The organism is Streptomyces sp. MNU76 (genome assembly GCF_020982545.1).
Classification (GTDB): domain Bacteria; phylum Actinomycetota; class Actinomycetes; order Streptomycetales; family Streptomycetaceae; genus Streptomyces.
Window position 1 is genome coordinate 778,991 of record NZ_JAJKLK010000003.1, and the last position, 25,514, is coordinate 804,504.

The 25,514-nt window shown below is 69.9% G+C and carries 19 protein-coding genes and 2 pseudogenes; 12 read left to right on the forward strand and 9 right to left on the reverse strand.

Translation table 11 applies throughout. The features are described from left to right. Positions 1-158: 158 nt before the first annotated feature. Together E4N62_RS09780 and E4N62_RS09785 are read left to right on the forward strand one after the other, a co-directional pair. Positions 159-1,411: pseudogene (locus E4N62_RS09780) on the forward strand (sensor histidine kinase). 289 nt (positions 1,412-1,700) lie between these two features. Next, positions 1,701-2,546: a hypothetical protein gene (locus E4N62_RS09785; RefSeq protein WP_230213546.1), complete on the forward strand. Its 846-nt coding sequence runs from the start codon at positions 1,701-1,703 to the stop codon at positions 2,544-2,546. Positions 2,547-2,578: 32 nt separating this feature from the next. Here the strand turns inward: E4N62_RS09785 and E4N62_RS09790 are convergent, their stop codons facing one another. Then, positions 2,579-3,607: an aldo/keto reductase gene (locus E4N62_RS09790; protein WP_230213547.1), complete on the reverse strand. Its 1,029-nt coding sequence runs from the start codon at positions 3,605-3,607 to the stop codon at positions 2,579-2,581. A gap of 124 nt (positions 3,608-3,731) precedes the next feature. Here E4N62_RS09790 and E4N62_RS09795 point away from each other — a divergent pair, with 124 nt between their 5' ends. Both E4N62_RS09795 and E4N62_RS09800 read left to right on the forward strand, forming a co-directional pair. After that, positions 3,732-4,406 (forward strand): response regulator transcription factor, encoded by a 675-nt coding sequence (locus tag E4N62_RS09795; RefSeq protein ID WP_230213548.1) that lies wholly within the window; start codon positions 3,732-3,734, stop codon positions 4,404-4,406. Between the two features lie 75 nt (positions 4,407-4,481). After that, complete coding sequence (locus tag E4N62_RS09800; RefSeq protein WP_230213549.1) at positions 4,482-5,672, forward strand: cytochrome P450; 1,191 nt, start codon at positions 4,482-4,484, stop codon at positions 5,670-5,672. A 177-nt stretch (positions 5,673-5,849) separates the two neighbouring features. Here E4N62_RS09800 and E4N62_RS09805 read toward each other — a convergent pair whose 3' ends face one another. After that, a complete protein-coding gene (locus E4N62_RS09805; RefSeq protein WP_230213550.1) occupies positions 5,850-6,860 on the reverse strand; it encodes a Gfo/Idh/MocA family oxidoreductase in 1,011 nt (336 codons plus the stop codon). A gap of 129 nt (positions 6,861-6,989) precedes the next feature. Between E4N62_RS09805 and E4N62_RS09810 the strand changes: the two genes are divergently transcribed. From E4N62_RS09810 to E4N62_RS09825, 4 genes are all read left to right on the forward strand, one after another. Continuing rightward, positions 6,990-7,727, forward strand: coding sequence for a GntR family transcriptional regulator (locus E4N62_RS09810; protein ID WP_184903873.1), 738 nt, complete (start codon positions 6,990-6,992; stop codon positions 7,725-7,727). 165 nt (positions 7,728-7,892) lie between these two features. Beyond that, entirely contained in the window at positions 7,893-9,038 is a 1,146-nt protein-coding gene (locus E4N62_RS09815) for an ROK family glucokinase (RefSeq protein WP_012999673.1), read from the forward strand. Then, positions 9,035-9,616: a sugar kinase gene (locus tag E4N62_RS09820; protein WP_230213551.1), complete on the forward strand. Its 582-nt coding sequence runs from the start codon at positions 9,035-9,037 to the stop codon at positions 9,614-9,616. Before E4N62_RS09815 ends, E4N62_RS09820 begins: the two co-directional genes overlap by 4 nt. A gap of 212 nt (positions 9,617-9,828) precedes the next feature. Beyond that, a complete protein-coding gene (locus E4N62_RS09825; protein WP_230213552.1) occupies positions 9,829-12,666 on the forward strand; it encodes a DEAD/DEAH box helicase in 2,838 nt (945 codons plus the stop codon). Positions 12,667-13,271: 605 nt separating this feature from the next. Here the strand turns inward: E4N62_RS09825 and E4N62_RS09830 are convergent. Then, the gene (locus E4N62_RS09830) at positions 13,272-13,661 is read right to left on the reverse strand and encodes a hypothetical protein (protein WP_230213553.1); all 390 of its coding nucleotides are present in this window, start codon (positions 13,659-13,661) and stop codon (positions 13,272-13,274) included. 519 nt (positions 13,662-14,180) lie between these two features. Between E4N62_RS09830 and E4N62_RS09835 the strand changes: the two genes are divergently transcribed. Continuing rightward, a complete protein-coding gene (locus E4N62_RS09835) occupies positions 14,181-15,332 on the forward strand; it encodes an SWIM zinc finger family protein (RefSeq protein WP_230213554.1) in 1,152 nt (383 codons plus the stop codon). A 658-nt stretch (positions 15,333-15,990) separates the two neighbouring features. Here E4N62_RS09835 and E4N62_RS09845 read toward each other — a convergent pair. Next, positions 15,991-16,347, reverse strand: coding sequence for a hypothetical protein (locus E4N62_RS09845; protein WP_184901134.1), 357 nt, complete (start codon positions 16,345-16,347; stop codon positions 15,991-15,993). Then, on the reverse strand, positions 16,334-16,624 hold the full coding sequence (locus E4N62_RS48630; RefSeq protein WP_308184883.1) for a hypothetical protein: 291 nt from the start codon (positions 16,622-16,624) through the stop codon (positions 16,334-16,336). Before E4N62_RS48630 ends, E4N62_RS09845 begins: the two co-directional genes overlap by 14 nt. A gap of 953 nt (positions 16,625-17,577) precedes the next feature. On the opposite strand from E4N62_RS48630, the gene E4N62_RS09855 reads away from it, so the two are divergent. Both E4N62_RS09855 and E4N62_RS09860 read left to right on the forward strand, forming a co-directional pair. Further along, positions 17,578-17,916 carry a MerR family transcriptional regulator gene (locus E4N62_RS09855; RefSeq protein ID WP_230213555.1) on the forward strand — a complete coding sequence of 113 codons (339 nt, stop codon included), beginning with the start codon at positions 17,578-17,580 and terminating at the stop codon, positions 17,914-17,916. A gap of 243 nt (positions 17,917-18,159) precedes the next feature. Beyond that, positions 18,160-18,363, forward strand: coding sequence for a cold-shock protein (locus E4N62_RS09860; protein ID WP_055495910.1), 204 nt, complete (start codon positions 18,160-18,162; stop codon positions 18,361-18,363). Between the two features lie 305 nt (positions 18,364-18,668). Here E4N62_RS09860 and E4N62_RS09865 read toward each other — a convergent pair. Further along, positions 18,669-19,091 (reverse strand): annotated as a pseudogene (locus tag E4N62_RS09865) (HAD-IC family P-type ATPase); the annotation flags it as partial. A gap of 1,667 nt (positions 19,092-20,758) precedes the next feature. Here E4N62_RS09865 and E4N62_RS09870 point away from each other — a divergent pair. Continuing rightward, on the forward strand, positions 20,759-21,562 hold the full coding sequence (locus E4N62_RS09870) for a helix-turn-helix transcriptional regulator (RefSeq protein WP_308184884.1): 804 nt from the start codon (positions 20,759-20,761) through the stop codon (positions 21,560-21,562). A gap of 80 nt (positions 21,563-21,642) precedes the next feature. Here the strand turns inward: E4N62_RS09870 and E4N62_RS09875 are convergent, their stop codons facing one another. From E4N62_RS09875 to E4N62_RS09885, 3 genes are all read right to left on the reverse strand, one after another. Beyond that, positions 21,643-23,064: a hypothetical protein gene (locus tag E4N62_RS09875; RefSeq protein ID WP_230213557.1), complete on the reverse strand. Its 1,422-nt coding sequence runs from the start codon at positions 23,062-23,064 to the stop codon at positions 21,643-21,645. A gap of 218 nt (positions 23,065-23,282) precedes the next feature. Further along, on the reverse strand, positions 23,283-23,510 hold the full coding sequence (locus tag E4N62_RS09880; RefSeq protein ID WP_230213558.1) for a hypothetical protein: 228 nt from the start codon (positions 23,508-23,510) through the stop codon (positions 23,283-23,285). Positions 23,511-23,803: 293 nt separating this feature from the next. After that, positions 23,804-25,111, reverse strand: a complete 1,308-nt coding sequence (locus tag E4N62_RS09885; RefSeq protein WP_230213559.1) for an AAA family ATPase — start codon at positions 25,109-25,111, stop codon at positions 23,804-23,806. Between the last annotated feature and the right edge of the window lie 403 nt (positions 25,112-25,514).

Genomic DNA, 25,514 nt, shown 5'->3' on the forward strand with positions numbered 1-25,514 from the left:
GGTCCCCCCACGTTCATCGGCCGCGGGGCGAGGCCCGCGCGACCGGAGTACCGATCTCGGCGCGACGAACAGCCGAAAGTCGACGGCGCCACGACTTCGGTCGCGATCACCGCCGGAAGGGAGGTCTTGGGACCCGGCTCCCCGTAGATTTGTCGACCGTGAGCGGTGACAAGGCGGTATCCGAGCCCCCGAACTTCCCGGGACGGAGCTGGCTGCTGCCGTCGGCCCTCCTCGACTCCGGCGACGACACCGCGGACGGCCGACCCGGACGGCCGCCCAGGCGCACCGCGCGCGACTGGGCCGTCGACTTCACCTGCTTCCTGCTGGCCGTGTTCCTCGGCCTCCTGGGCGCGGACACCGTCAGGAACGAACCCGACCTGCCGTCGGCCTTCGCCACGTTCGACCAGGTGCTGGGCGCGCTCGCCTGCGCCGCCGTCTGGCTGCGCAGACGTTGGACGGTCGGCCTCGCCGTGGCGATGGTCCCCGTCTGCTTCGTGTCGAACACCGCGGGCGGCGCCGGTCTGATCGCCTTCTTCACCCTCACCGTGCACCGGCCCTTCCGGTACGTGGCCTGGACCGGCGGCGTGTCCCTGCTGCTGACCCGCTCTTCTTCTGGCTGCGCCCCGACCCCGACGTCCCCTACCCCTGGGCGGTCCTCCTCGTCTTCGTCCTCACCGCCGCGATCGTCGGCTGGGGCATGTTCGTGCGCTCCAAGCGGCAGCTCATGCTGAGCTTCCGGGACCGTGCCCGACGCGCCGAGACCGAGGCCGCGCTCCGGGCCGAACAGGCGCAACGGCTCGCCCGGGAGGCCATCGCGCGTGAGATGCACGACGTCCTGGCGCACCGGCTGACCCTGCTGAGCGTCCACGCGGGCGCGCTGGAGTTCCGGCCCGACGCGCCACGGGCCGAGATCGTCCGCGCTGCGGGCGTCATCCGGGAGAGCGCCCACGAGGCGCTTCAGGACCTGCGGGAGATCATCGGTGTGCTCCGCGCGGGCGATCCCGACGACGCGGGCCGCCCTCAGCCGACCCTGGCCGCGCTCGACACCCTCGTCTCCGAGTGCCGTGAGGCCGGGATGAAGGTCGTCCTCGACCAGCACGTCACCGACCGCGCCGCCGTCCCCACCTCCGTCGGCCGCACCGCCTACCGCATCGCCCAGGAATGCCTGACCAACGCCCGCAAGCACGCCCCCGGCGCCGAGGTCACCGTCACCGTCACGGGCGCCCCGGGCGACGGACTCACCCTCTGCGTACGCAACTGCCCGCCCCCGGGGGAGGTCCCGCCGGTGCCCGGCTCCGGTCAGGGCCTCATCGGCCTCACCGAACGCGCCACGCTGGCCGGGGGCCGCCTGGACCACGGCCCCGAGGACGACGGCGGCTTCGCGGTGCGCGCCAGCCTGCCCTGGGACTGACCCCGGGCACCACCCCGACCGGACACCACTATCGGGGTGCGCCGCACCATCTCGTGCCCCATGATGGCCAGTTGACCCGTACGACCGCCTCGGCACGTACGGCACACAGCACTGGAGCGTCCCGGCAACGGGACGGGAGGGGACAGCGGAGTGAGTTTCGGGGGACGGAATCCGTATCAGCCATCCTGGCCGCCACCGGACGACGGACCGTACCCACCGCATCCCCCTCACCTCCCGCCACATCTCCCGCATTTCCCACCGCATCCCCTACGGCCCGCCGCCCACCCTCGTGCGAAGGCTGCGCGAGGACGAATGGCCGCCGCTCAGGGAGTTCCTCAGCGGGCTCCGGCTGCACGGCTGCCTGTGGGTGCTGGCCGCGATGTGCGCGTGGCCGATGGTCGTCGGTCTGCTGGTGGGCTACCCGCTGGCCCGCTCGGCGCGCCGCCCCGCCCGGCGGATCTTCCCCTCCCGCTCACGCCACCGCCCCCCGGACGAGGACGTGACGCGGTTGCAGCGCAGACGCGCCTGGACGGCCACCCTCATATCACTGCTGATCCTGGCGGTGTACGGCAAGCCCGAGGACGTCGACCAGGCCCAGCAGCAGTTCATGATGCGGCTGACCATCAGCCCCTGGCTGCTGCTCCTGAGCGCACCCGTGGTCGTCGCGGCCCTGTTCCGCTGGTCGTCGCCCGACGCGCGCCGGGCCATGCGCGCCCCGCTGCGCACCGCCGGGAGATCCGCGCTGTGGTACGTCGGCGCCTTCACGACGGTCCCGCTCCTCTGCGGGGCGATCTACTACACCCGCGTCCACCTGGCACCCGACATGAACCTGTGGTCGCCCCTCGCCCTCCTCGTCCCGCTGCTCTGGGTGCTGCTCTTCATCGTCTTCGCCACCGGGCCCGCCGTCCGCAGCGCCTTCAACACCGTCGATGTGCACCCCGCGCTCCCCGCGCTGCTCACCGGCGCCCTGATCTGGGAGTTCTCCGCCATCAACCTGGCCGTCGGCGGACTGCCGCCGGGCCCGCCGCTGGTCCAGCTCGCAGCCCTCGTCGGCGGCCCGGCCTCGGTGACGGCCGTCGCGTGGTGGGAGATACGCCGGCTGCGCACCCGCCACGGCGTACGCCTGCGCGCCTGACGGGCGGCCCTGACGGGCGGCCCCGGCCCGGGTCACGCCGTACGCGGTACCACGCGCTGCCCCACTGACCCGTACACCCACGCCGACGCCTCGTCGATGAAGTCGCCGGGGAAGCCCAGGCGGAAGTCGGTGGTCTCCTCCAGCCGGGCCAGGACCTCCTCCGGGAGGACCAGCCGGGCGGCGCCCAGGTTGTCCATCAGCTGTTCGACGCGGCGGGCGCCCAGGACGGGGTGCACGGCGGGGGAGTGGGCCATGGTCCAGGCGATGGCCACCTGGGCCGGGGTGGCGCCGAGTTCGTCCGCGGCGGACTGCACGGCCTCCGCCACCGCCCGCTCGCGCGCGCCGATCGCCTCGGCGGACAGCCGGGTCGCCGTGCCCGGCGCCACCCCGCCCGGACGGGTGTACTTGCCGGACAGCACGCCGTTCTGCAACGGGCTCCACGCCGCGACCGACATGCCGAACGCCTCCGCCATCGGCAGCAGCTCCCGCTCGATGTCCCGGTTGAGCAGGCTGTACGGCACCTGGAGCGCCGACAGCGGCGACCAACCCCGCCACTCGGCCAGCGTGTTGGCGCGCGCCACCACCCACGCCGGGGCGTCCGAGATGCCGACGTACAGCACCTTCCCGGACCGTACGGCGTCGTCGAGGGCGCGCATCGTCTCCTCGACGGGGGTGTTGCGGTCCCAGATGTGCACCCAGTAGAGGTCGATGTAGTCCGTCCCGAGGCGCCGCAGACTCGTCTCCAGGGACAGGGCGAGGTTCTTGCGGTGGTTGCCCGCGGCGTTGGGGTCGGCGCCGTCCCGGGACACGGTGTACTTGGTGGACAGCACGAACCGGTCGCGCCGCCCCTTGAGCAGCTCACCGACGATCCGCTCGCTCTCCCCGCCCCGGTAGTTGACCGCCGTGTCGATCACATTGCCGCCGGCCTCCGCGTACACGTCGAGGATCCGCGCGCACTCCTGTGGGGGCGCCCCCACCCCGCCCTGTTCCCCGAACGTCATGGCGCCCAGGAACAGCTCGGAGACCCGCAGCCCCGTCCGGCCCAGGAGTCGGTAACGCACCCAAAACCTCCGTCAGTTGAATGCCGTACCGGCCGACACTAACGGGTCGGGCCGAGGCGACGCGGCGGTCCGGGCGAAGCGCCCTACGGTGGTGCTCCATGACCGACATCCGAACGGTGGGCCGATGACCGCGATCCGACTGCTCCTCGTCGACGACGACCCCCTCGTGCGCAGAGGCCTCTCGCTCATGCTGGGCGGCGCCGAAGACATCGAGATCGTGGGCGAGGGCGCCGACGGCGACGAGGTGGAGGCCCTCGTCGACCGTACGCGCCCCGACGTCGTCCTCATGGACATCCGGATGCCGACCCTCGACGGTCTCTCGGCCACCGAGCGGCTCCGCGCCCGCCCGGACGCGCCCGAGGTCGTCGTCCTCACCACCTTCCACGCCGACGACCAGGTCCTGCGTGCTCTGCGGGCCGGCGCGGCCGGCTTCGTCCTCAAGGACACCGCTCCGGCCGAGATCGCCGAGGCGGTACGGCGGGTCGCGGCCGGCGACCCCGTACTCTCGCCCGCCGTCACCCGCCGGCTCATGGCACATGCCGCGGGCCCCGGCCCCGACACCCGCCGCGCCACCGCCCGTTCGCGGGTCGCCGCCCTCAACGACCGGGAACGCGAGGTCGCCGTGGCCGTCGGCCGCGGCGCCTCCAACGCCGAGATCGCCGCCGAACTCTTCATGAGCGTCGCCACGGTCAAGACCCATGTCTCCCGCGTCCTCGCCAAGCTCGGCCTCAACAACCGTGTGCAGATCGCCCTGTTGACCTACGACGCCGGGCTGCTGGAGGAGGACGGGCACCCCTGACGGACGGTGGGCACCCCTGACGCACGGCGGGCACTCCTGAGCGACGGCGGGCGTTGGACGGGTGAAGGGGGAACCATGGGGCATGAGCATGCGATCGATCTCGGGGAGTACGGACCGGGGTTCACCGAGAACCCGCATCCCGTCTACGCCGAACTGCGGGCGCGCGGTCCCGTCCACCGGGTCCGGCTGCCCAAGCACGACGCGCACCACGAGGCCTGGCTCGTCGTCGGGTACGAGGAGGCGCGGGCGGCATTCGCCGACCCCCGGCTGTCGAAGGACGGCTCGACGATCGGGGTGACCTTCCTCGACGAGGAGCTGATCGGCAAGTACCTGCTGGTCGCCGACCCGCCCCAGCACACCCGGCTGCGCGGGCTGATCGCCCGGGAGTTCACCGGGCGCCGGGTCGAGCGGCTGCGGCCGAGGGTCCAGGAGATCACCGACGCGCTGCTGGACGAGATGCTGCCGCGCGGCCGCGCCGACCTGGTCGAGTCCTTCGCGTACCCGCTGCCCCTCACCGTCATCTGCGAACTGCTCGGGGTGCCCGAGATCGACCGGGCGGCCTTCCGTAAGCTGTCGACGGAGGCGGTGGCACCCACCAGCGGGGAGAGCGAGTACGCGGCCTTCGTCCAACTCGCCGCCTACCTGGAGGAGTTGGTCGAGGCCAAGCGGTGCGCACCGCCGGCCGACGATCTGCTGAGCGCGCTGATCCGGACGACCGACGAGGACGGCGACCGTCTGTCACCCGCGGAGCTGCGCGGGATGGCCTTCATCCTGCTGATCGCCGGCCACGAGACCACCGTCAACCTGATCACCGGTGCCGTTCACGCTCTCCTCACGCATCCCGGGCAACTCGCCGAGGTGCGGGGCGACATGAGCCTTGTGGACGCCGTCGTGGAGGAGACGCTGCGCCATGAGGGGCCGGTGGAGAACGCGACGTTCCGCTTCGCCGCCGAGTCGCTGGAGATAGGGGGCACGGTCATCCCGGCGGGGGACTCGGTGCTGATCGGGCTGGCCGCGGCAGATCGGGACGGCGCCCGTTACCCCGGCCCCGACCGCTTCGACATCCACCGCGACACGCGCGGTCATCTCGCCTTCGGCCATGGCATCCACTTCTGTCTCGGTGCGCCGCTCGCCCGGCTGGAGGCGCGGGTGGCGCTGCGCGCGCTGCTGGAGCGGTGTCCCGGGCTCGCGATGGACGGGGTGCCGGGGGAGTGGCTGCCGGGGATGTTGATACGGGGGGTGCGGAGCCTGCCGGTGCGCTGGTGAGGCGGTTCCTCGCCCCCGCCGCCCCTACCCGTCCCATCCTCGCAAGGGGCTGCGCCCCTTCGACCCCCAGACGTCCGTCCGGTGGGGGCTGGTCGCGCAGTTCCCCGCGCCCCTAAAAGCCCGCGGGGAACTGCGCGAGAAGCCCCACCGGGCCGACAGCCGCGACGAGACGTGAAGCTACTCCCGGCCCCCCGGGATCTCGCCCAGGTTGACCGGCCGATGCTCCTGCCGGGACAGCTCGCACGCCTCCGCCACCCGCAGAGCCTGCAGGGCCTCACGGCCGTCGCACGGGTTCGCCCGCTCCCCGCGCACCACCTCCACGAACGCGCCGATCTCGGCTTCGTACGCGGCCGCGAACCGCTCCAGGAAACCGGTCCACGGCTTGTCCGCCGGCGGCGGCCCGCTCGGCTCGGTGGACGCGACCGGCGTACGGTCGTCCAGCCCGACCACCACCGTGTCCAGTTCCCCGGCCAGCTCCAGCCGTACGTCGTACCCGGCCCCGTTCACCCGCGCCGCCGTGGCCGTGACGAGCGTGCCGTCCTCCAGCGTGAGCACGGCCACCGCCGTGTCGAGATCGTGCGCCTCCCGGAACATCGGGTGCCCGACGTCCGACCCGGTCGCGTACACCGTGCCGACCTCGCGTCCCGTCACCCACCGCACGATGTCGAAGTCGTGGATCAGACAGTCCCGGTAGATCCCGCCGGAGACCGGCAGATACTCCGGGGGCGGCGGCGTCTGATCGGCAGTCAGCGCCCGTACGGTGTGCAGCCGTCCGAGCCGGCCCGCGCGCACCGCCTCCCGCGCCGTGACATAGCCCGAGTCGAAGCGCCGCTGGAAGCCCATCTGCAGCACCGTCCCCGCCGCGTCGACCTCGGTCAGCGCGCTTAAGGTGCCCGGCAGGTCGACGGCGATGGGTTTCTCACAGAAGACCGGCAGTCCCGAGCGTGCTGCCCGACCGATCAGTTCGCCGTGGGCCGACGTCGCGGCCGTTATCACCACGGCGTCCACGCCCCAGGTGAAGATCTCGTCCACGCCCGGCGCCACCGTCTCGCCGAGGCGATCCGCGAGGTCATGGGCCCGAGCCCGGTCGACGTCAGTGATGATGAGGGAGCCGACATCACGGTGGCGGCTGAGGGTGGTCGCGTGAAACGTCCCGATGCGACCCGCCCCGATGAGTCCGATGCGCATGGGAAACAAAGTGGGGTCGTACCTGCCGCCGTGTCAATGGTTTGTCCGGACAACCGAACCACGCGGCTTCCCGTCACCCGGGACCGCGGTTACGCTCGGCCCGTGCCGAAACCAGAAGTGGATCCGACCGTGTCGCTCCAGCTCAGCGTCGACCGCAGCAGCCCGGTCCCGCTCTACTTCCAGCTGTCCCAGCAACTGGAGGCCGCGATCGAGCACGGCGAGCTGACCCCGGGCAGTCTGCTGGGCAACGAGATCGAACTGGCCGCCCGCCTGGGCCTGTCCCGGCCGACCGTTCGCCAGGCCATCCAGTCCCTGGTCGACAAGGGACTGCTCGTACGCCGCCGCGGCGTGGGCACCCAGGTCGTGCACAGCCAGGTCAAACGCCCCCTGGAACTCAGCAGCCTCTACGACGACCTGGAGGCCGCCGGCCAGCGCCCGGCCACCCGCGTCCTGGTCAACACCACCGTCACCGCCTCCGCCGAGGTGGCCGCCGCCCTGGCCGTCGCCGAGGGCGGCGAAGTCCACCGCATCGAGCGACTCCGTCTGGCCCATGGCGAGCCCATGGCCTACCTGTGCAACTACCTTCCGCCCGACCTGCTCGACCTCGACTCGCCCCAGCTGGAGGCCACCGGTCTCTACCGCCTCATGCGGACCGCCGGCATCACTCTCCACAGCGCCCGCCAGACCATCGGCGCGAGAACGGCCACCCCGGAGGAGGCCGACCGCCTCGCCGAACCCGAGGGTGCCCCCCTGCTGACCATGCAGCGCACGACGTTCGACGACACGGGCAGAGCGGTCGAATACGGCACCCACATCTACCGCGCCTCCCGCTACTCGTTCGACTTCCAGCTGCTCGTGAGGGCGTAGGAGATCTCCGTGCCGCGCCCCTGGAAAGCGCGGGGCGCAGCCCCCGCTTTCCAGGGGCGCGGGAACTGCGCGACCAGCCCCCACCGGACCCGCACCCGAAAAACAACCCATGGCACCCCCGCCCCCACGCCGCACCGAGCGGAGCGCTAAGGCAGAATCGGCCCGATGAGCACTTACCGCGACTTCACCCACCGCGGCTCCGCGCGGGCCACCGTCCTGCGGACCGTGGGAACGCGCGAGCGCCGCTCCCATCTGACGGCCCCGCGCGTCCCCACCGTCGGCATCGACATCGGCGGCACGAAGGTGATGGCGGGCGTCGTGGACGCCGACGGCAACATCCTGGAGAAGCTCCGCACGGAGACCCCGGACAAGTCGAAGAGCCCCCAGGTCGTCGAGGACACCATCACGGAACTGGTCCTGGACCTCTCCGACCGGCACGATGTGCACGCCGTCGGCATCGGCGCCGCCGGCTGGGTGGACGCGGACCGCAACCGCGTGCTGTTCGCCCCCCACCTGTCCTGGCGCAACGAGCCGCTGCGCGACCGCCTCGCCGGCCGGCTCGCGGTGCCCGTCCTGGTCGACAACGACGCCAACGCCGCCGCCTGGGCCGAGTGGCGCTTCGGCGCCGGCCGCGACGAGGACCACCTGGTCATGATCACGCTCGGCACCGGCATCGGCGGCGCGATCCTGGAGGACGGTCAGGTCAAGCGCGGCAAGTTCGGCGTCGCGGGTGAGTTCGGCCATATGCAGGTCGTGCCCGGCGGCCACCGCTGCCCGTGCGGCAACCGGGGCTGCTGGGAGCAGTACAGCTCGGGGAACGCCCTGGTCAGAGAGGCCCGCGAACTCGCGGCGGCCGACTCCCCGGTGGCGTACGGGATCATCGAGCACGTCAAGGGGAACATCGGCGACATCACCGGGCCGATGATCACCGAGCTGGCCCGCGAGGGCGACGCGATGTGCATCGAGCTGCTCCAGGACATCGGCCAGTGGCTCGGCGTCGGCATCGCCAACCTGGCCGCCGCCCTCGACCCGTCCTGCTTCGTCATCGGCGGCGGTGTCTCGGCCGCCGACGACCTGCTGATCGGCCCGGCCCGGGACGCCTTCCGCCGTCACCTCACCGGCCGCGGCTACCGCCCCGAGGCCCGGATCGCCCGCGCCCAGCTCGGGCCCGAGGCCGGCATGGTGGGCGCCGCCGACCTCGCGAGACTCGTCGCCCGCCGCTTCCGCCGCGCCAACCGGCGCCGGGTGGAACGGTACGAGCGTTACGCGCGGTACGTGGAGGCCCGCCGCACGACCCAGGACACCGCATGACCGCCGCGGTGCCCCACCAGGGCTCCTCCCCCGAGGAACCGGAGCGGCCGGCCGAGGACCGCCTTCACGTGATCCGCCGCCGGGCGATCACCCTGGCGATCATCGTGCTGCTCATCGGCGTACCGGCCGGCTATCTGGTGATCTCCGCCAACCAGAGCCGCGACAGCGGCAAGGACAAGGAGAAGAAGTACTCGGCGACCGGCCTCACCGCCCACTGGCCCTCCCGGATCCAGCAGCGCCTCTATGAGGTGCCGATCCCGCCGTACTCCAAGCACGTCGCGTACTACGAGACGAACAACTGGCGGACCAGCCGTCTCTACGTGCAGTTCTACACGAGCAACGAGGGCCTGGAGAGCTTCCTCGACCAGATCGGCGTCGGCACCGGCGACCTGGTCGAGGACAAGGCGGCGATCAACGCCCGTGACCGGGGCATCGTCGGCTGGGACTTCACCGGGACCGGCCCCTGGTACGGCCTCGTCAACGTCCAGAAGAACCCCGCGCCCACCCACAACATCGTCGTGAACCGGTCCAACCCGGACCATCCGATGGTGTACGTGGTGTCCCGAACCGTCCCCTGACCTGCCCGGACACGGTCGCGGCCGGGCCTTCGCCCGCTCGTCGCGGCCGATTGTCAGACCCCGCCCGTAGAGTCGGAGACAGCTGATCGAGTCGCATCGTCGAGCCACGTGGCCGAGCCACGTGGTCCAGTCGCACGGCCGAGTCGAGAGCGGCTGACGGGAGTCTGACCGGAGAAGGCTCATCCGACGAGGGGCGGGAGGTGACCGGAGGTATGCGGGACATGGCTGTGCCCGAGGCCGACACGTCCGTACCCGCGGGGACGTCCGTCCCCGTCCGGCTGGCCGCCGTCTTCCTCCCCGCCCCGCTGCCCCGGCACAGCAGGTTCGCCTTCTGGGACCCGGCGGGGGCGGAGCCGTCCCCGGGCGCCGCCGAGGACCTCACCGTCATACGACCTCACGGCTCCGGCGCCCGCCGGGGCACCGTCCCCGCACTGTGCCTGCCGGTCGGCGAGGCCCTTCCCCTGCTCACCCGAGCCCGCCGCGACCCCGCCGCCCACCCCGCCACGGCCTGCTGGGGCGCGGCCGCGCTGCACGCGTTGCGGCTGGTCGCGCGGGGGCGGCTGCTGCCCGGGCTGACCGCCGACGGATACGACGCCTGGCGCGCGGGACCGCTCGACCCGGACGACATCGCCCACCTCAGAGCCGTCGCCGCGGCCCTGCCGTACGAGGGCCACGCCGTCCCGCTGCCCGGCAAGGGGCCGCTCCGGCTGCCCGAGCCGGAGGCACTGATGCGGTCCTTCCTGGACGCGGTCGCCGACACCCTCCCACGCGGCCCGGCGGCGCCCTACGTCTCCGGGAAACCCTTCGCCGCGCACTCCGGACAGCGCCTGCCGCACGCGCGCGACTGGGCGGCCGAGGTCGCCGCGGGCATGGACGCGGGCGTACGGATCTCCCTGCGCCTGGACCTGTCGGCGTACGACCTCTTCGACGACGTCGAGCGGGCCCCGCGCGCGGGCGCCGCCGTCGTCCAGGTGCACAGCCTCGCCGACCCCACCCTCGTCGTCGACGCGGCGGCGCTCTGGGCGGGCGACGCGGACGCGGCGTTCGGGCCCCGCGCGCGCGTGGACGCTGCCCTCGCCGTACGCCGCGCGGCCCGGGTCTGGCCGCCCCTGGACCGCCTCTGCGAACAGGACGTCCCCGATGTCCTCGCCCTCTCCGAGGACGAACTGTCCGACCTGCTCGGGGTCGCCGCGACCCGGCTCGGCGCGGCCGGTGTCGCGGTGCACTGGCCCCGGGACCTGGCCCACGACCTCAGCGCCCGCGCCGAGGTGCGCCCCGCGCCCGGCTCCGCCACGGACGGCACCGGCTTCTTCGAGAGCGAGGAACTGCTGCGGTTCCGCTGGCAGTTGGCGATCGGCGGCGACCCGCTCACCGAGACCGAGATGGACACCCTCGCCGAGGCACACCGCCCGATCGTCCGCCTCCGCGACCAGTGGGTCCTCGTCGACCCGGCCCTCGTGCGCAAGGCCCGCAAGCGCGAACTGGGCCTGCTCGACCCGGTGGACGCCCTGTCCGTGGCCCTCACCGGCCAGGCGGAGGTCGACGGCGAGACGGTGGAGGCGGTACCGGTCGGGGCACTGGCGTCCCTCCGCGACCGCCTGACGGCCGGCCTCGGCCCGGTCGAACCGCCTCCGGGCCTCGCGGCCACCCTCCGCGACTACCAACTCCGGGGCCTGGCCTGGCTCGACCTCATGACCTCCCTCGGCCTCGGCGGCTGCCTCGCCGACGACATGGGCCTCGGCAAGACGATCACGGTCATCGCGCTGCATCTGCGCCGGGCCCGCCCCGAGCCCACGCTGGTCGTCTGCCCCGCCTCCCTGCTGGGCAACTGGCAGCGGGAGATCACCCGCTTCGCCCCCGGTGTCCCCGTGCGCCGGTACCACGGCACCGACCGTTCCCTGGACGACATCGACGGCGGTTTCGTCCTCACCACCTACGGCACCATGCGCTCGGCCGCCCCGCACCTGGCCGACCAGCGCTGGGGCATGGTCGTCGCCGACGAGGCCCAGCACGTCAAGAACCCCTACTCGGCGACGGCGAAGGCCCTGCGCACGATCCCGACGCCCGCGCGTGTGGCCCTCACCGGCACCCCGGTCGAGAACAACCTCTCCGAACTCTGGGCCCTCCTGGACTGGACGACCCCGGGGCTCCTCGGCCCGCTGAAGTCCTTCCGGGCCCGGCACGCCCGCGCCGTGGAGAACGGCGAGGACCAGGAGGCGGTCACCCGCCTTGCCCGTCTGGTCCGCCCGTTCCTCCTGCGCCGCAAGAAGTCGGATCCGGGCATCGTGCCCGAACTCCCGCCCAAGACCGAGACGGACCACCCTGTCCCCCTCACCCGCGAACAGGCCGCCCTGTACGAGGCCGTCGTCCGCGAGTCGATGCTGGCCATCGAGACCGCGGAGGGCATCGCGCGCAGGGGTCTCGTCCTGAAGCTGCTCGGTGCCCTCAAACAGATCTGCGACCACCCCGCGCTGTATCTGAAGGAGGAGGCGGGAGCCGCCGCCGGAGACCGCCTGGCCGCCCGCTCCGGCAAACTCGCCCTGCTGGACGAGCTGTTGGACACGGTGCTCGCCGAGGACGGCTCGGCGCTGGTCTTCACCCAGTACGTCGGCATGGCCCGGCTGATCACCGCCCACCTCGCCGCCCGCGCGGTCCCCGTCGAACTGCTCCACGGCGGTACACCGGTCAGGGAGCGCGAGCACATGGTGGACCGCTTCCAGAGCGGAGCGACACCGGTCCTCGTCCTGTCGCTGAAGGCGGCGGGCACCGGCCTCAACCTCACCCGCGCGGGCCATGTCGTGCACTTCGACCGCTGGTGGAACCCGGCCGTCGAGGAACAGGCGACCGACCGCGCCTACCGCATCGGCCAGACCCAGCCCGTCCAGGTCCACCGTCTGATCACCGAGGGCACGATCGAGGACCGCATCGCCGAGATGCTGGAGTCCAAGCGCGCCCTCTCCGACGCCATCCTCGGCTCCGGTGAGGCGGCCCTCACGGAACTGACCGACCGAGAACTGACCGACCTGGTGTCGCTGCGGAGGTCGTCGTGAGCGGGGGTACGGGGACGCCGGGCGGGGTGCCCGGCCGGGCCGGGGCGAGCGCGCGGAGCGGGGAAGAGGGCCGGGGAGCCGAGGTGGAGGGGACTCCTCCGGCGGAGACGGACGATGCGCCGTTGTCCGATGAGGCAGAGGTGGGAGAGCCTGCGGAGGTGGGAGAGCCGACAGGTTCGGTCGGGCCTGATTCCGGTGCCGGGCCCCGGCCTGCCGACGCGGCTCGTCGGGCGCTGCGGGCGGCACGGGTACGGGACGGGCAGGGAGCTGAGCCCGGCGACGGCCAGGGCTCGGCGGCCGCGCCCGGTACCGGCGTGGCCGGGCCGAACAGCGCGGCGGACGTCCGGACGGCGGCGAGGCCCGGCGTCCGGCCCGGAGACGTGGCACGGGAGGCCCTGCGCAGGGCTCGGTCGGCGGATGTGGAGGGGCCGACGGAGGAGTGGGGTGTGGCCGCGCTGAGCGGAGCGAGTGCCTCCGGCGCGCGGACGGCGGAAGACGCCTCGGCGCAGGCGAGCCCGTCGGACGTACCCACGCCCACGCCCACCACCGGTGAGGGCGAGGACGGTCCGTCCGGCGCAGTCCCCGGCTCGGCAAGTGCCACGGGCTCACAGCCCGGTTCGCCGGAGAGGCCGAGCGCCGTCCCCGGCGAGCCAACTGCCTTCGACGCTCACTCCGATGACGGTGCAGCCGTGCGGGCCGGCGAAGGCGATGCGGCCGGCGCCGGCCGCGGTGACGCGGGCAGGGCCGGTCGGCGGCCCGGTGACGTCGCCCGGGAGGCTTTGCGGGCGGCGCGTGATGCTGAGCGAGCCCGGGTCGAGGCGGAGGGCGTCCGGGCCGCGGGCCAGGGCGGCCGGGCCGCGCGGCGGGCGGGGCGTCGTCGGCCCGGTCGCGGGCGGACCGGGGGCGTCCCCGAGCCCCGACAGTGGTGGGATCGGCGACGGGGCGGCGAGGCAGCGGGACGCGGGCTCCGTGGGACACCCCGCGTGGCCGGGCACCCGGAGGGGTCCACGAGGAGCGCCGCTCGGGAGGCACCCCCGCAGGCCGAACCCTGCGCGACCGTACGCGCGACCTGCGCGAACTGCTCGCCGGTGCCTTCGAGTTGCCGGTCGAGGAGCCCGACCCCGGTGAGACCTCGGCCGTGGAGCCGTACACCGGCAACGGCACTGGCACCGGCGCTGACAACGACATCGACACCACCATCGGGTGGGACCGTGCGGCCGACGAGCCGGTGCCGCCGCACGAGCGCGCACCCGGCGACCGCGCGTCGCGCGCCCCGCCGCTCCGGCCCGGGGCCCGGACCTGGCCCGGGTTCCGGACCCGACCTGCCCGGGACCCCGCCCCCGGACCCCGCCCTCCCCGCGGCCCACGTCCCGGACGCCCCCACCACCCCGCGTTCCCCGCACGATGGCCGCGCCCTCACGGGACGGTGAACTGCGGCGCACCTTCCGCCCGTTCCGCCCCGCCCCTCCGCCGGGGAGGCGTTCGCGGAGAGCTGGTGGGGCAACGCGTGGGTGATGGCGCTGGAAGAGGGCGCGCTGGACACGGCACGGCTGGCGCGCGGCCGGGCGTACGCCGACAGGGGGAACGTCGACGCGATCACCGTCACGCCGGGGCTGGTGCTGGCGTATGTGCACGGCAGCAGGCCCCGGCCGTACCGGGTGCAGCTCCGGCTGCGGACGCTGGACGACGCCGAATGGGACCGCTTCCTGGACGCGGCGGCGGAACAGCCGGGCCACATCGCCGCGTTGCTGGACAAGGAACTGCCCCACACCCTGGCCGGGCCCGGGGCCCGGCCAGGAGGCGGATCCGGAGGCCGGGGCGTGCGCCTGCTGCCGGGCGCGGGCGAGCTCGAACCCCGGTGCAGCTGCCCCGACTTCGGGCACCCCTGCAAGCACGCGGCGGCGCTCTGCTACCAGACGGCGCGGCTGTTGGACGAGGACCCCTTCGTGCTGTTGCTGCTGCGCGGCCGGGGCGAGCGGGAGTTGATCGACGCGCTGTCACGGCGCAACGCGGCCCGCGCGGCGCGCGCCGCGCAGGAGCAGGAGCCCGCGCCGCTGCCGGGCGTACGGGCCCGTGACGCCCTGGCCCCGCGCGCCCTCCCGCCGTTGCCCGCCCCGGCGCCCCCACCGCCGCACCCGGAACAACCGCCGGTCTACCTGGCGCGCGGCGGCCCCGACCCGTTCGCGCTGGACCAGCTGGCCACCGACGCGGCGGCCCGCGCGCACGCGTTGCTCACCACGGGTCGGGACCCGGTGGCCGAACTGACGCTCTGGCAGGACGCGGTGCGGCTCGCCGCCGCCCGCCCCGGCTCCGGTCTCACCGCCACCACCCGCGCCCTCTACTCCTCGCTGGCCGCCGCCACCGGTCGTACCCCGGCCGACCTGGCCCGCGCGGTCGCCGCCTGGCGCCAGGGCGGTCTCGAAGGGCTGGCCGTGCTGGAGCAGCCCTGGGACCCGCCGGCCGGCCGCTTCGACCGCGCCCGCCCCTGCTGCTCGCCGCCGACTTCCCGGCCTTCCGCCCCTGGCGCAACCATCTCACCCACCCCCACGGCCACATGCAACTCCGCCTCGGCCAGGACGGCCTGTGGTACGCGTACGAGTCCGAACCGGGCCACGACGACTGGTGGCCGAGAGGCACTCCGGACCTCGACCCGGTGGGCGCCCTGACCGTCCTGGGACCGGCCGACGACGACTGACCACACCCCGCCACCGCAAGCCCGCCGACCTCCGGCAGCCACCGACGCGGCCGTGCCCCCGCCCCTCGCCCGCCCCTTCCCGCCGGGTTCGGTCGTGCGACACGCGGGGATGTTTGTTAGACCCCTGTACCGGTCGTCGCGTGGAGACGGCGTGAGCGGCGTGTGACCTGCGTTGCGGACGACGCCCCCGGTCCTGATCCTCGGGCCCTCGCTCGGCACGACCTGGCACACGTCGTAGATGCCGTCCAGGAGATATGGCGCGCGCTGAGCCTCGGCGTACAAGGACCTCATCGACCGTGGCGACTGCAGGCTGAACCACCTGGGCATCACGGTGCTGGACGAGGCCCGCCACCTTGGACCGTAACGTCGACCTGCTGGTTCGCCGCTATCGGACCGACCCCGTCGTGCAATCGGGGCCATGACTCAGCTCGGCTTCACCCGCCGCGCCCTCCCCAAGGTCGCGCCGCTGGGCATCCCCGGCTCGCTGCAGCACGCCTGCGCGATGCTCGGCACCCCCGTGACGGTCTGACCGGGTAATCAGGCACAAGCCGACATCTGACCACCGGTGTGGGCCCGACCGGTACGCCGGTCGGGCCCACACTGCGTGCAGCGGGTCCCGTCGCCGTCGCTCAGTGGTCGGAATAACTGAAGTCGCCCACGGTCCAGGCGCTGACGTCCTTGATCGCAACCCGGTACATCCCGCCTGTCTCCGGGATCCCCATAGCGCCCTGGAGGATCCGGGCGACATGGAAGTGCAGATGCGTAGGCGGCCCGTTCGTCGCGGGAGTGTTGAAGACAGCGGCGAACTCGCCCAGGCGGGCGGAATCCGTCAGTACCTCCGAGACCCTCTGTCGCCACACTGCTTCGGGAGCCAGCCGACCGGTGATGACAGCACCACCGGTGACCACGGTCAGGGACATCTGGTTGCTCTGGCCGGACTCCACCAGGGCGGCGAGGTCAACCAGCAGTTCGTCAGGCTTCGACACGAGACAGATTATATTCGCCGCCATCCGGCTGCTTGAGCGGTGACGCCACCGGGCAAGGCAGGCACTCACGGTCTTGCCGCCGGAGGCCCGGCGGGTGACCGCCGTGGCGCAGGGCATTGGTGACGAACTCGGACACGACCAGGACAACACTGGCCGCTGCGTCAGGGGCCGCGGCCGGCTGCCGCAAACCTTCGAGGAAGGCCCGCACCGTATCGCGTGCGTCGGCAAAGGCCGTTGCGGAACGAACGGCTGCGGTGTCGGCGATCACCGTGATCATCAGGGCCACCCTGGTCTCCGCGACGATGCCACCGGCTGGGCGAGCACGAGAGAGTGGCCGCGGACGAGGAGGCAGATCCTCGCTACGGCGCTGAGGCGGCAGCAGGAGCGTCGACCCGCGGATCGCGGCACCCGAGTGCACACTTCCACGAGCTGCTCGATCGTCCCGGGATCGTCGAGGGCGGCGCAGACCCGGTCGAGGCGGATTACCTCGTCTTCGAGTGCGCGAAAATCTATGTTGGCCAGAGTAGACATTGGACGGCGGTGTGGTTAAGGTTTCTCTCGTAGCCGAGATCGAGCGAGGCTGGCAGAGATGAACTGCCGGTCAGTAGTGCAGTAGTTGCAGTCGCAGGACGGTGCGGTGGTGGAGTTCCGAAGCCAGAGTGGTTGCAGGACGGCGACGGGACTGACGACCGGACCGGGTGGCCCGCAGTGATCAGGGGCCGCCATGAGCAGTACCGCAGTGGCAGTACCCGTAAGTGCAAGTTCGCAGTACCCAGCAGTGAGGTCATTGAGCAGTACCTCGGTGAAGGCGTCGGCTGCGGGCGCGCGCATCGGGAGGTTCGGCAGTGGGGTTCCAAGCCAGAGCAGACGAAGGACGGGCGACGGGGCTGGCTGCCGAAGAGTGGCGCTGTTCGAGGCCACCAGCAGTTTGCGGTACCAGCAATTCGCAGTTTCCGTCAGTGAGTAGTTGATCAAGAGGGAGAACGGAGGAGCCGAGCGCCATCAGGATCGCCCGGGCGGAAGTCTTGGACCCGGGTACCGCAGGACATCGATAGTGAGGTGGTCTCCGGTCAAGCAACCGCGATCCCCGCGTCCCCGACAGCGTCTCGGTCGGGCTTGCGGAAACAGAGGGCCGGTGCAGTATCAGGGCCGGCGGATGGTGTAGTTCCTTCGGGGCCCTGGTGCCAGTACGGCGCCAGGGCCCCTCGACGCGTTCCGCAGAGAGGTGCAATGACAGCAGACGACACGTTCGGCCGTCTCGACGACGACGATTACCCCGCCTACACCATGGGCCGGGCCGCCGAGATGCTCGGCACCACACAGGGCTTCCTCCGCGCCATCGGCGAAGCCCGCCTCATCACCCCGCTCCGCTCCGCAGGTGGCCACCGCCGCTACTCCCGCTACCAGTTGCGCATCGCCGCCCGGGCTCGGGAACTCGTCGACCACGGGACTCCCATCGAGGCCGCCTGCCGGATCATCATCCTCGAAGACCAGCTCGAGGAAGCCCAGCGCATCAACGCCGAATATCGTCGCGCCGCCGAATCAGCGAACCCGACGGCAGCGGCATGAGATGAGCGTGCCCGTCAGCCGGCGTCGGCGGGCACCGCACGCACGGTCTCGTGCGCGGCGTGATCATTCCTGTGGTGACCCGGTGTGTCGGCGTGTAACGTCTGCGTCAGCTGTCGTGGTTCGGAATTCTCTGCCCGCGCCGTTGGTGTGGGCGTTTTGCTGTGCTGTGCCGCAGGGACCAGGGCGATCACCTCCGTCTGCCACATGGAGTGGGAGGCGTTCATCGACTGGAAGGCATGAGGCATGGCAACGGGAACTGTGAAGTGGTTCAACGCGGAGAAGGGCTTCGGCTTCATCGCCCAGGACGGCGGCGGCCCGGATGTCTTCGCGCACTACTCCGCGATCAACTCCACCGGCTTTCGTGAGCTCCAGGAGGGCCAGGCCGTGACGTTCGACGTCACTCAGGGCCAGAAGGGGCCGCAGGCCGAGAACATCAACCTGGTCTGACCTCGCAGACCTGCCCGAGCGGTTGCGCACACCGCGTCAGGTGGCCGCCGCCCGTGCAGCAACGGCTCCGCGGCCCCCTGATCTGTGGAGGCCCGGGGCCGCGGTGCGGCGGCTCGTCGTGGTGACCCTGGCCGGCCTGCGTCCCCAGGGCTGACGTCCGATCGCCGTGCCGGGCGCCCGGCCCTGGTGATCGGCTCCGCCATACGCCGGTCAGTGTCCGCCACTCGATTCGACGGCGAGGCGCTTGCGGAAGGTCTTGCCGCCGTCCTTCGACTCGTGGACGCCGTCCTGGGGGGCGGCCAGGACGTGAGGTCGCCGGCCTCGATGGCCGCGTCGGTGCCGGTGCCCATGGCCAGGCCGAGGCCGGTGGTGGCCAGGGCGGCCGCGTCGTTGACGCCGTCGCCGACCATCGCGACGGAGCGCCCCTCGGTCTGCAGTCGCTTGACGACGTCCACCTTGTCCTGGGGGAGGGCCTCGGCGATGACCTCGTCGATGCCGACGGTCTTCGCCACGGACTCGGCGACGAGCTGGTTGTCGCCGGTCAGCAGGACGGGCTTCAGGCCCAGCCTGCGCAGCTCGGCGACCGCCTCGGCGCTGGTCTCCTTGATCGCGTCGGCGACGGTCAGGACGCCGCGGGCCTCGCCGTCCCAGGCGACGGCGACTGCTGTACGGCCCTCGGCCTCCGCTGCGGCCTTGGCCTCAGCCAGCTCGCGCGGCAGCTCGATCACCCTCCCCCACTCTCGACTTGGAGGCGCAGTTAAAGGGGAACCTAGCTGTGACCTGGGGAAACGATGGTTTCGGGTTCGATTTCGGGCCGTGTAACCGATGCGGAGCCGTGACCAGCGTAAGTGATGCTACACACTTGGCCCCTTACGTCGGGCGGGCAGCTGACCAACTCCTAGAAGCACCAATCCAGAGAACATGAGCGCGTTCATGCTGAAGAAGCGGACTTCCCAAGACGGGACCGGCAGCACGCCGAAATAGAACAACCCTTGCAGCACAAAAGACGTTCCCATCAAGAGTGCTCCAGCCCCGTAGACACGGGGGTGCCTGATGTGGCGGCGCGCCCACGGCAACGTCCAGCCTGTACGTATCGAGGCCACCCCCAAGGCGAAGATCAGTAGGCCCAGGAACAAGCCAACTCCAACGACCCATTCCATAGGTCCTCCTCCGAACAGCGGGCGAAAGTATCAGGGGTGCCCCGATCGGGACGCATGCATGATCACAGCACTCGTTGCGGGCAGCAATGCCAGACTCCGGCAATAATCTGCGAGCTTCACGGCGGTGGCATGGCAAGAGGCCCCCAACAGGGCCTTTGCGGTCGCCTGCTGGGGGCGTTGCCCGCACCGGACGGGGGAGGCCGGTACGGGTGTCCTGCGTGCTGCCCTTGTGCCTCGCGACACCCCGGAGCGGCAGCCATCGGGTTTGGTGCTAGCGCGCTAGACGCCCTGGGCGTCGCTCTCGCGGTACGGGTTGTCTCCCGTGGGAGTCACGCGCCAGAACGTCTCTGCCGTCGCCTTGAACTGACGATGTGTCGGATTCAGGCCCGTGTGCTTCAACGCCCACACTTCAACTGGCAAGCACTCATTGTCAGTTGGCTGAGCCTGCGCCCCGCACGTGATGCACTCGGCTGAGTAGATGCCCTGCGTAGCGCCCTGGGCGGTTTCCGGCCCTAGCGTCCATTCAGCGGCTTTGATGATCGAGCGCGTCACAGGTCCCCCCTGCTACGGCGGTTTGCTTCGGCCACAAGGGAATGCAGCCTGCCCCTGCTGCCCTTGCCCCTACAGCGCGAGCAGGCACACGGCGGATATGAGCTGGAGTAATCCGGCACGGTCGACGGCTTCACGGTGTGCTCGGCGCGTACGAGGGTCCGGGTGCCTGTCTGCGGATCGATCCGGTACACAGCGATGGTCATCACTGGACGCACCCCCAAGGGTCGCCCTGGGCGCCTGTGCGCGCATTCCTGGGCGCCTCGCCCAGTGCTGCGACATAGGGGCGCACAAGGGCGCCTGTGTGTTCCCAGTCGGCAGGCGGGAACCATTCGGCGCGCGCGTGCGGCCGGGGCTGCCATGCCTCGCCCTGGGCGCGCTCCGCGCGGTGCCTGCGAGCAATGACCAGCCTCGCGCCCAGTACGCCGGGGGCGAGCCACGTACGGGGCGGCGCCTGGGGCACATGCGCGCTGCTGTGCCTGCCGGGCGTGCGTCGCCGGAATACGGCTCTCACCCGTTCGAACGTCTGTGATAGGTAGTGCATTGTCGTCGCTCCTTCGAAGCGTCGGCCACGCCCCAGGGCCGTTCGCGCGGTCGCTGGGGTCCTTGCTGTCTGGCCATGCTGACGACTCATCAAGGACGTATCTGGCCAGGTCTGGCGACACCTGGGACGTCTCGGCGGTAGCGTGGAAGAACGCCCAAACGTCCCAGGGGGAGACTTGAATACGGCTCTAAGATCAGCTATGCAGTCCGCGAACCTGTCGCCAAGGCAACTCGCGGTTCGCGTAGGCGTTTCTGGCAAGACCGTTGAAAGGTGGGTTGCGGACGCTGAGCTAATCCCGCACGCCAGAAACCGCGAAGACGCCTGTCAGGCGTTGGGAGTTGACGAAGAAATGCTGTGGCCCAAAGCGGTTAAGGACCGGATTAAGACCGGCGGTGACCGGGAAATTGTTCGCTCGTATCCCTATCGGTCGTCCTGCCCTTCGACCGTTTGGGGCGAGCTAATCGCCGATGCCTCAAAGGAATTGTTCTTCGCGGGCTACACCAATTATTTCCTGTGGCTCGACCAGCCTGCATTCGTTTCCACCCTGCGTCAGAAACTCGACAACGGATGCCGCGTGCGCTTCCTCCTGGGCGACCCAGACGGCGAGGTAACGCGCAACCGCGAGGAAATCGAAGATGTGGCGCTAACAGTGTCCACGCGTATTCGCATCACGCTTGAACACCTGGGCAAGCTGGGTTCCCATGAGGGACTAGAGACGCGTTTCTCTGCCCCTGGGGATGCGACAAACCATGTGTCCCTGTCGGTATTCAGGTTCGACAATGAGGCGCTAGTTACTCCTCACCTCGCCCGACTGGTCGGGCATGACTCGCCCCTCCTGCACTTGAGGCAATACGAGGATGGCGGCATGTTCGCTCGATTTGCTGAGCATGCAGAGGAGTTGTGGTCAAGGGGCGTTCCGATCGAGCCTGCGACCAAGGCAGTCTGAGGCACCGCCAACGCAGAAAACGGCCCCGGTACCGCCCCGCAAACGCGAGGGATACCGGGGCCGTTTCATGGCCGAACAGGTCAGAACGTCGGTGTGACCAGACCGGTGCCCGCCACCTTTGCCATGGCGCCGGACGGATACCGCTGGAACGTGTACGCGAAATAGCTGTACGCGACCAGGAGCACGCCCAGGGAAGCGGCGGCGGGCTGTTCCGCGCGGATGAACATTGGGGCGTTCGGGTCCTCCCAAAGGTGGCATTCACGCTGCGGGACAACATAAATCTCGTCCTCATTCGTGCCCCCGCCGAAATTGGTCGCAATGTTGTTGTCCACCACGACCAGGAGCCCGGACGACAGCTTGGCGCGCACGGCAGGGCCGTACTCGTTCGTGAGCGTCAAACCGCCGGCGTTTACCGGCATTCCACCCGTCGACACAAACGGCCACGAAGAGCCGACTTGCGAAGCAAGCCAGTTCCAGCGGCGGGAATGCATCACCGCATGCGTGGCATAGCCCATGTTCAACAGCGTGGCTTCCACAGTGGACGCGCCGCCCTGAATCTTCGGCCACAATTCCGCCGCAGTCGGCGACGCGTCGGTATAGGCCGTGGCCGAAGCAACGTTCGTCAGACCGGTGGTGGCCTGATTCAACAGTGTGGAATCCAGCGTGGTCGCCACACGGTCGAAAAGGTCTTGCATTGTCACGTCGTCGATACCGGTACCGCGCTCGATTGCCTGCCTCGAAATGGTCTGCTGACCAGCCGCAGTCTGCACGGGAACGGACAACTGAGTGTCGTCCATGTTGGTTTCCGAAACGGCCGTGTTCTGCGTGGTCTGAAGCGCAGCGCTTGAAGAGGTAGTGATGCGGCTGATCTCGATGGTCATACCGGATGCGGGCAGCGGGTGAGGAGCACAGGCAGCGTCCGCGAACGGGCGCAGCGAGGCCGTACCGGGGGCGAACATTTCCGTGAGGTACTGCGGCACCGTCAGGCCCGCGAACGCGCCTGTACCGACCGCACGCGTCAGGTACTCGCCGCGCTCCACCCGCTCTTCCTGCATGTGCCGCGCCAGGCGCTCGTTCGCGCCCACATCCCCGAACATGAACTGCCGGGAGATGTCCATCAGGAAGTTGCGGCCTGCCGGGTCCTCGTCGGGCCGGTAGGTTCGCTGCTCCATCCCGATACGGGCCACACGGTCATAAGCAGGCTTGCGAACCTGCGTGGGCGTGATCTGATTCGCCCTCTGGGCGTACGTGACCTCTTCGAGCTGCACGGCGCGCAACTGTTCCAGATCACGCGCCGCATTCCGCACCTCGATAACCGCAGCGTCACGGGCTTCGGTGAACTCCTGAACGGCTCGGTCTTCCTCGGCAGTCAGGTGAGTGCGTCCGGCGCTTTGCGCAGCGTCGAGAACGCGTTCCGCCTGCTTCTGTGCCATGTCCTTGCGGTGGCGCGCGTTGTCGCGAACGCCTTCAACCTTGCGAATCTGGTCGGCGAGTGTGGGCATAATCCACCCCTTGAATAAGTGCGCGGAAGAATGGCGCGTGCCCGCTGCAAGGGGTCGGCCGTCGGGGCATCTGCCCGACCGGCCCGGACTCACCACCCACCCGGACCATCTGACCGGCGAGGGGTGCCCGTGGCACTGGGAATCCGGCTGGACCACGCCCCCAGGGATATCTACCAGGGGGGGGCGCGGTCCATGCCTGGAACCGTCTGAATTGTAAATCAATGAGCATTCATTTGTCGCTGCACCTCCGCGAGTGCAGCGTCCCAATTCTCCACTGACCCGTTTTTGGTGGAGATCCCGTACTCATTCGCCCATGCCGCAATGGCGAATATCAGCATGAGGGGGTCGGAGTTGTCCACGATCACGGCGGCGCCGGTCTCGTCTCCGGCCAGGCAGGCGCGGAGCAGAGCCGGGACAGTTGCGGGCTCAAGGGTCTTACCGTCCATGGTGACTCCTTCAAGATCATCTCAGGTACTCGGCATCGGGGAGATAAAAATTAGCTCGGGCAGGGGCTGAGAAGGGGGCAGATTTCTAAAAATCGGAGCGCTCCGGCCCGCCTCTCGCCTTGTGACGAGAGGCTTTCAGGTTCCAGCGCCCAGCATTGCCACCATGCCGTGATCTTGCTTCCTACCTTCGGCCTTTCTCTGCCCGTTCCTTGCCCTGCCGCCTGCCCTGCCTTATAGGCAGGGGCAGGGAGGCAGGGTTGCAAAGGGACATACGACCCTGCCGCGCGGCAGGGTTAAGGCAGGGTTCCGGCAGGGTCGGCAGGGTAGTGCTTATTAGCCTGGCCGACACTTTTAATGATCACCTGGGCGTGATCTATAAGCCATTCCAGCGCCCAGTCAATCTCTGCGTTTCCGCCTGTGACTCCTCGGCGTATCGCGCTCTTACTCGCCCCTGGGTTGTGTTGGACAAATCCCAGGACGGCAGTACGTAGCTTCTCCGGAGGCTCCGCCCTATATCCCTTTTCATCTGCTGGGCGTGCTGGCCATAGTTTGGCTATGGGCATAGGTTTTTCCTTGAAATCGATCACTAGGTCTGCGAAGTGCTGCGGAGTCTTGCCCGGTACGGCATGGGCCCTTACCCATGCTGGCCGGTCTTTCTCGACTCGGAGCCTGCTTTTTCCGGTTGCGCCTTTGCCTATCGGATGGACAGGGTCAAGGAGATAGGACACGCCTGTAAGGGCAGACTTTTTGTGCTGTGATCCGATGGCGCGCTTACCGTCGTGCGGCACGTGGTCGAGCACAACGACGGCCCATTGAGCGGCAGCGAACGGCTTTGTCATCTTGGAATGCCATGCCGCTACGTCCTCCGCTTTGATGCCGTCCAAGCCTTCAAGGGCCATTGCCTCTGTCATGCCGTCGAATATGGCGAGACTGCCGTCAAGAGAAACGAGCCTCCGAAACTCGCTTTCCTCGGCGTCTGTAAGCGGCCCCGTAGGGTTGCAGTAGGTGAAGAACTGGGCTATATCCTCACGGCTTGCCCCAAGCAATTTTAGTCGTCGGACAATAGAGGCTGAGTCATCTTCGAAGTCGATATAGACCACATGTCGGCGTGCCCGGATTTCCTGTACGGCTACCAGACACACTAGCCAGGACTTGCCCGCTTCCGACTCGGCATGGACGCCGTTTATCTTTCCACGGTAGAAAATACCTAGGGGCATATCGCCGGACAGGTGGCCGACGTCGGTTTGTGTCTCGCTCTCTGCCGCTTCCCATACTGAGTCAATGTCTGCCGGTGTCCATGATGGGCCCTTGCCGTTCTCCTCCAGTAGGATTCTCTTGGCCCGTTTCTTTGCCCTCTCATAACTAACTATGTCATTTGCTTTGTCTATCTCTGCCCCCTCGCGCTCAAATGCCTCGATACGTGCCTCTGTTTCGGCATCTAGGCCCCTCGTGGGCAGCTTCGATGCAACGCGTGAGACGATGCGCTGTACGTCATCGCTGAATGACTCCAGGGGTGCTGTCTGCGGATTGAGGAGCCACGCGAGGGCGAGGCGAATGTCTATCTCCGATTTGTGCAACTCTTCTGGCGTTGTCTCAGTCACTCAGCGCCTCCGCCGAGTGGGCCAGTTATGACCCCTGTCATTCCGCCTGTGGCTACGGCTGCCCGGAATGTGTCAGGAACGTCTGTGAGGGTGCCTCGCAATACCGGGCAGCTCGCATCATGACACACCGTCATGCGCCACATCCCGGACGGGTCCTTAGTGATGCCGTCAACGCTTGACCGGCAATGCGAACAACGGTATTGCCGGGCAAATTCTTTGACCGATTTCGGGGGTCCGCTCGGCGCCGGCTTCGGCTTTCTTGGTCGGTTCTTTTTGGGCATAGATATCCCTCCTGATTTCACGTAAACGGTACTTTCAATGGTCGTCAGCTCATCACCTGACCGCCTTACCGCTCTTGCACTGACGTACTCGGCGCGACGCTTCCCAGCGTGGCTACCGGCGC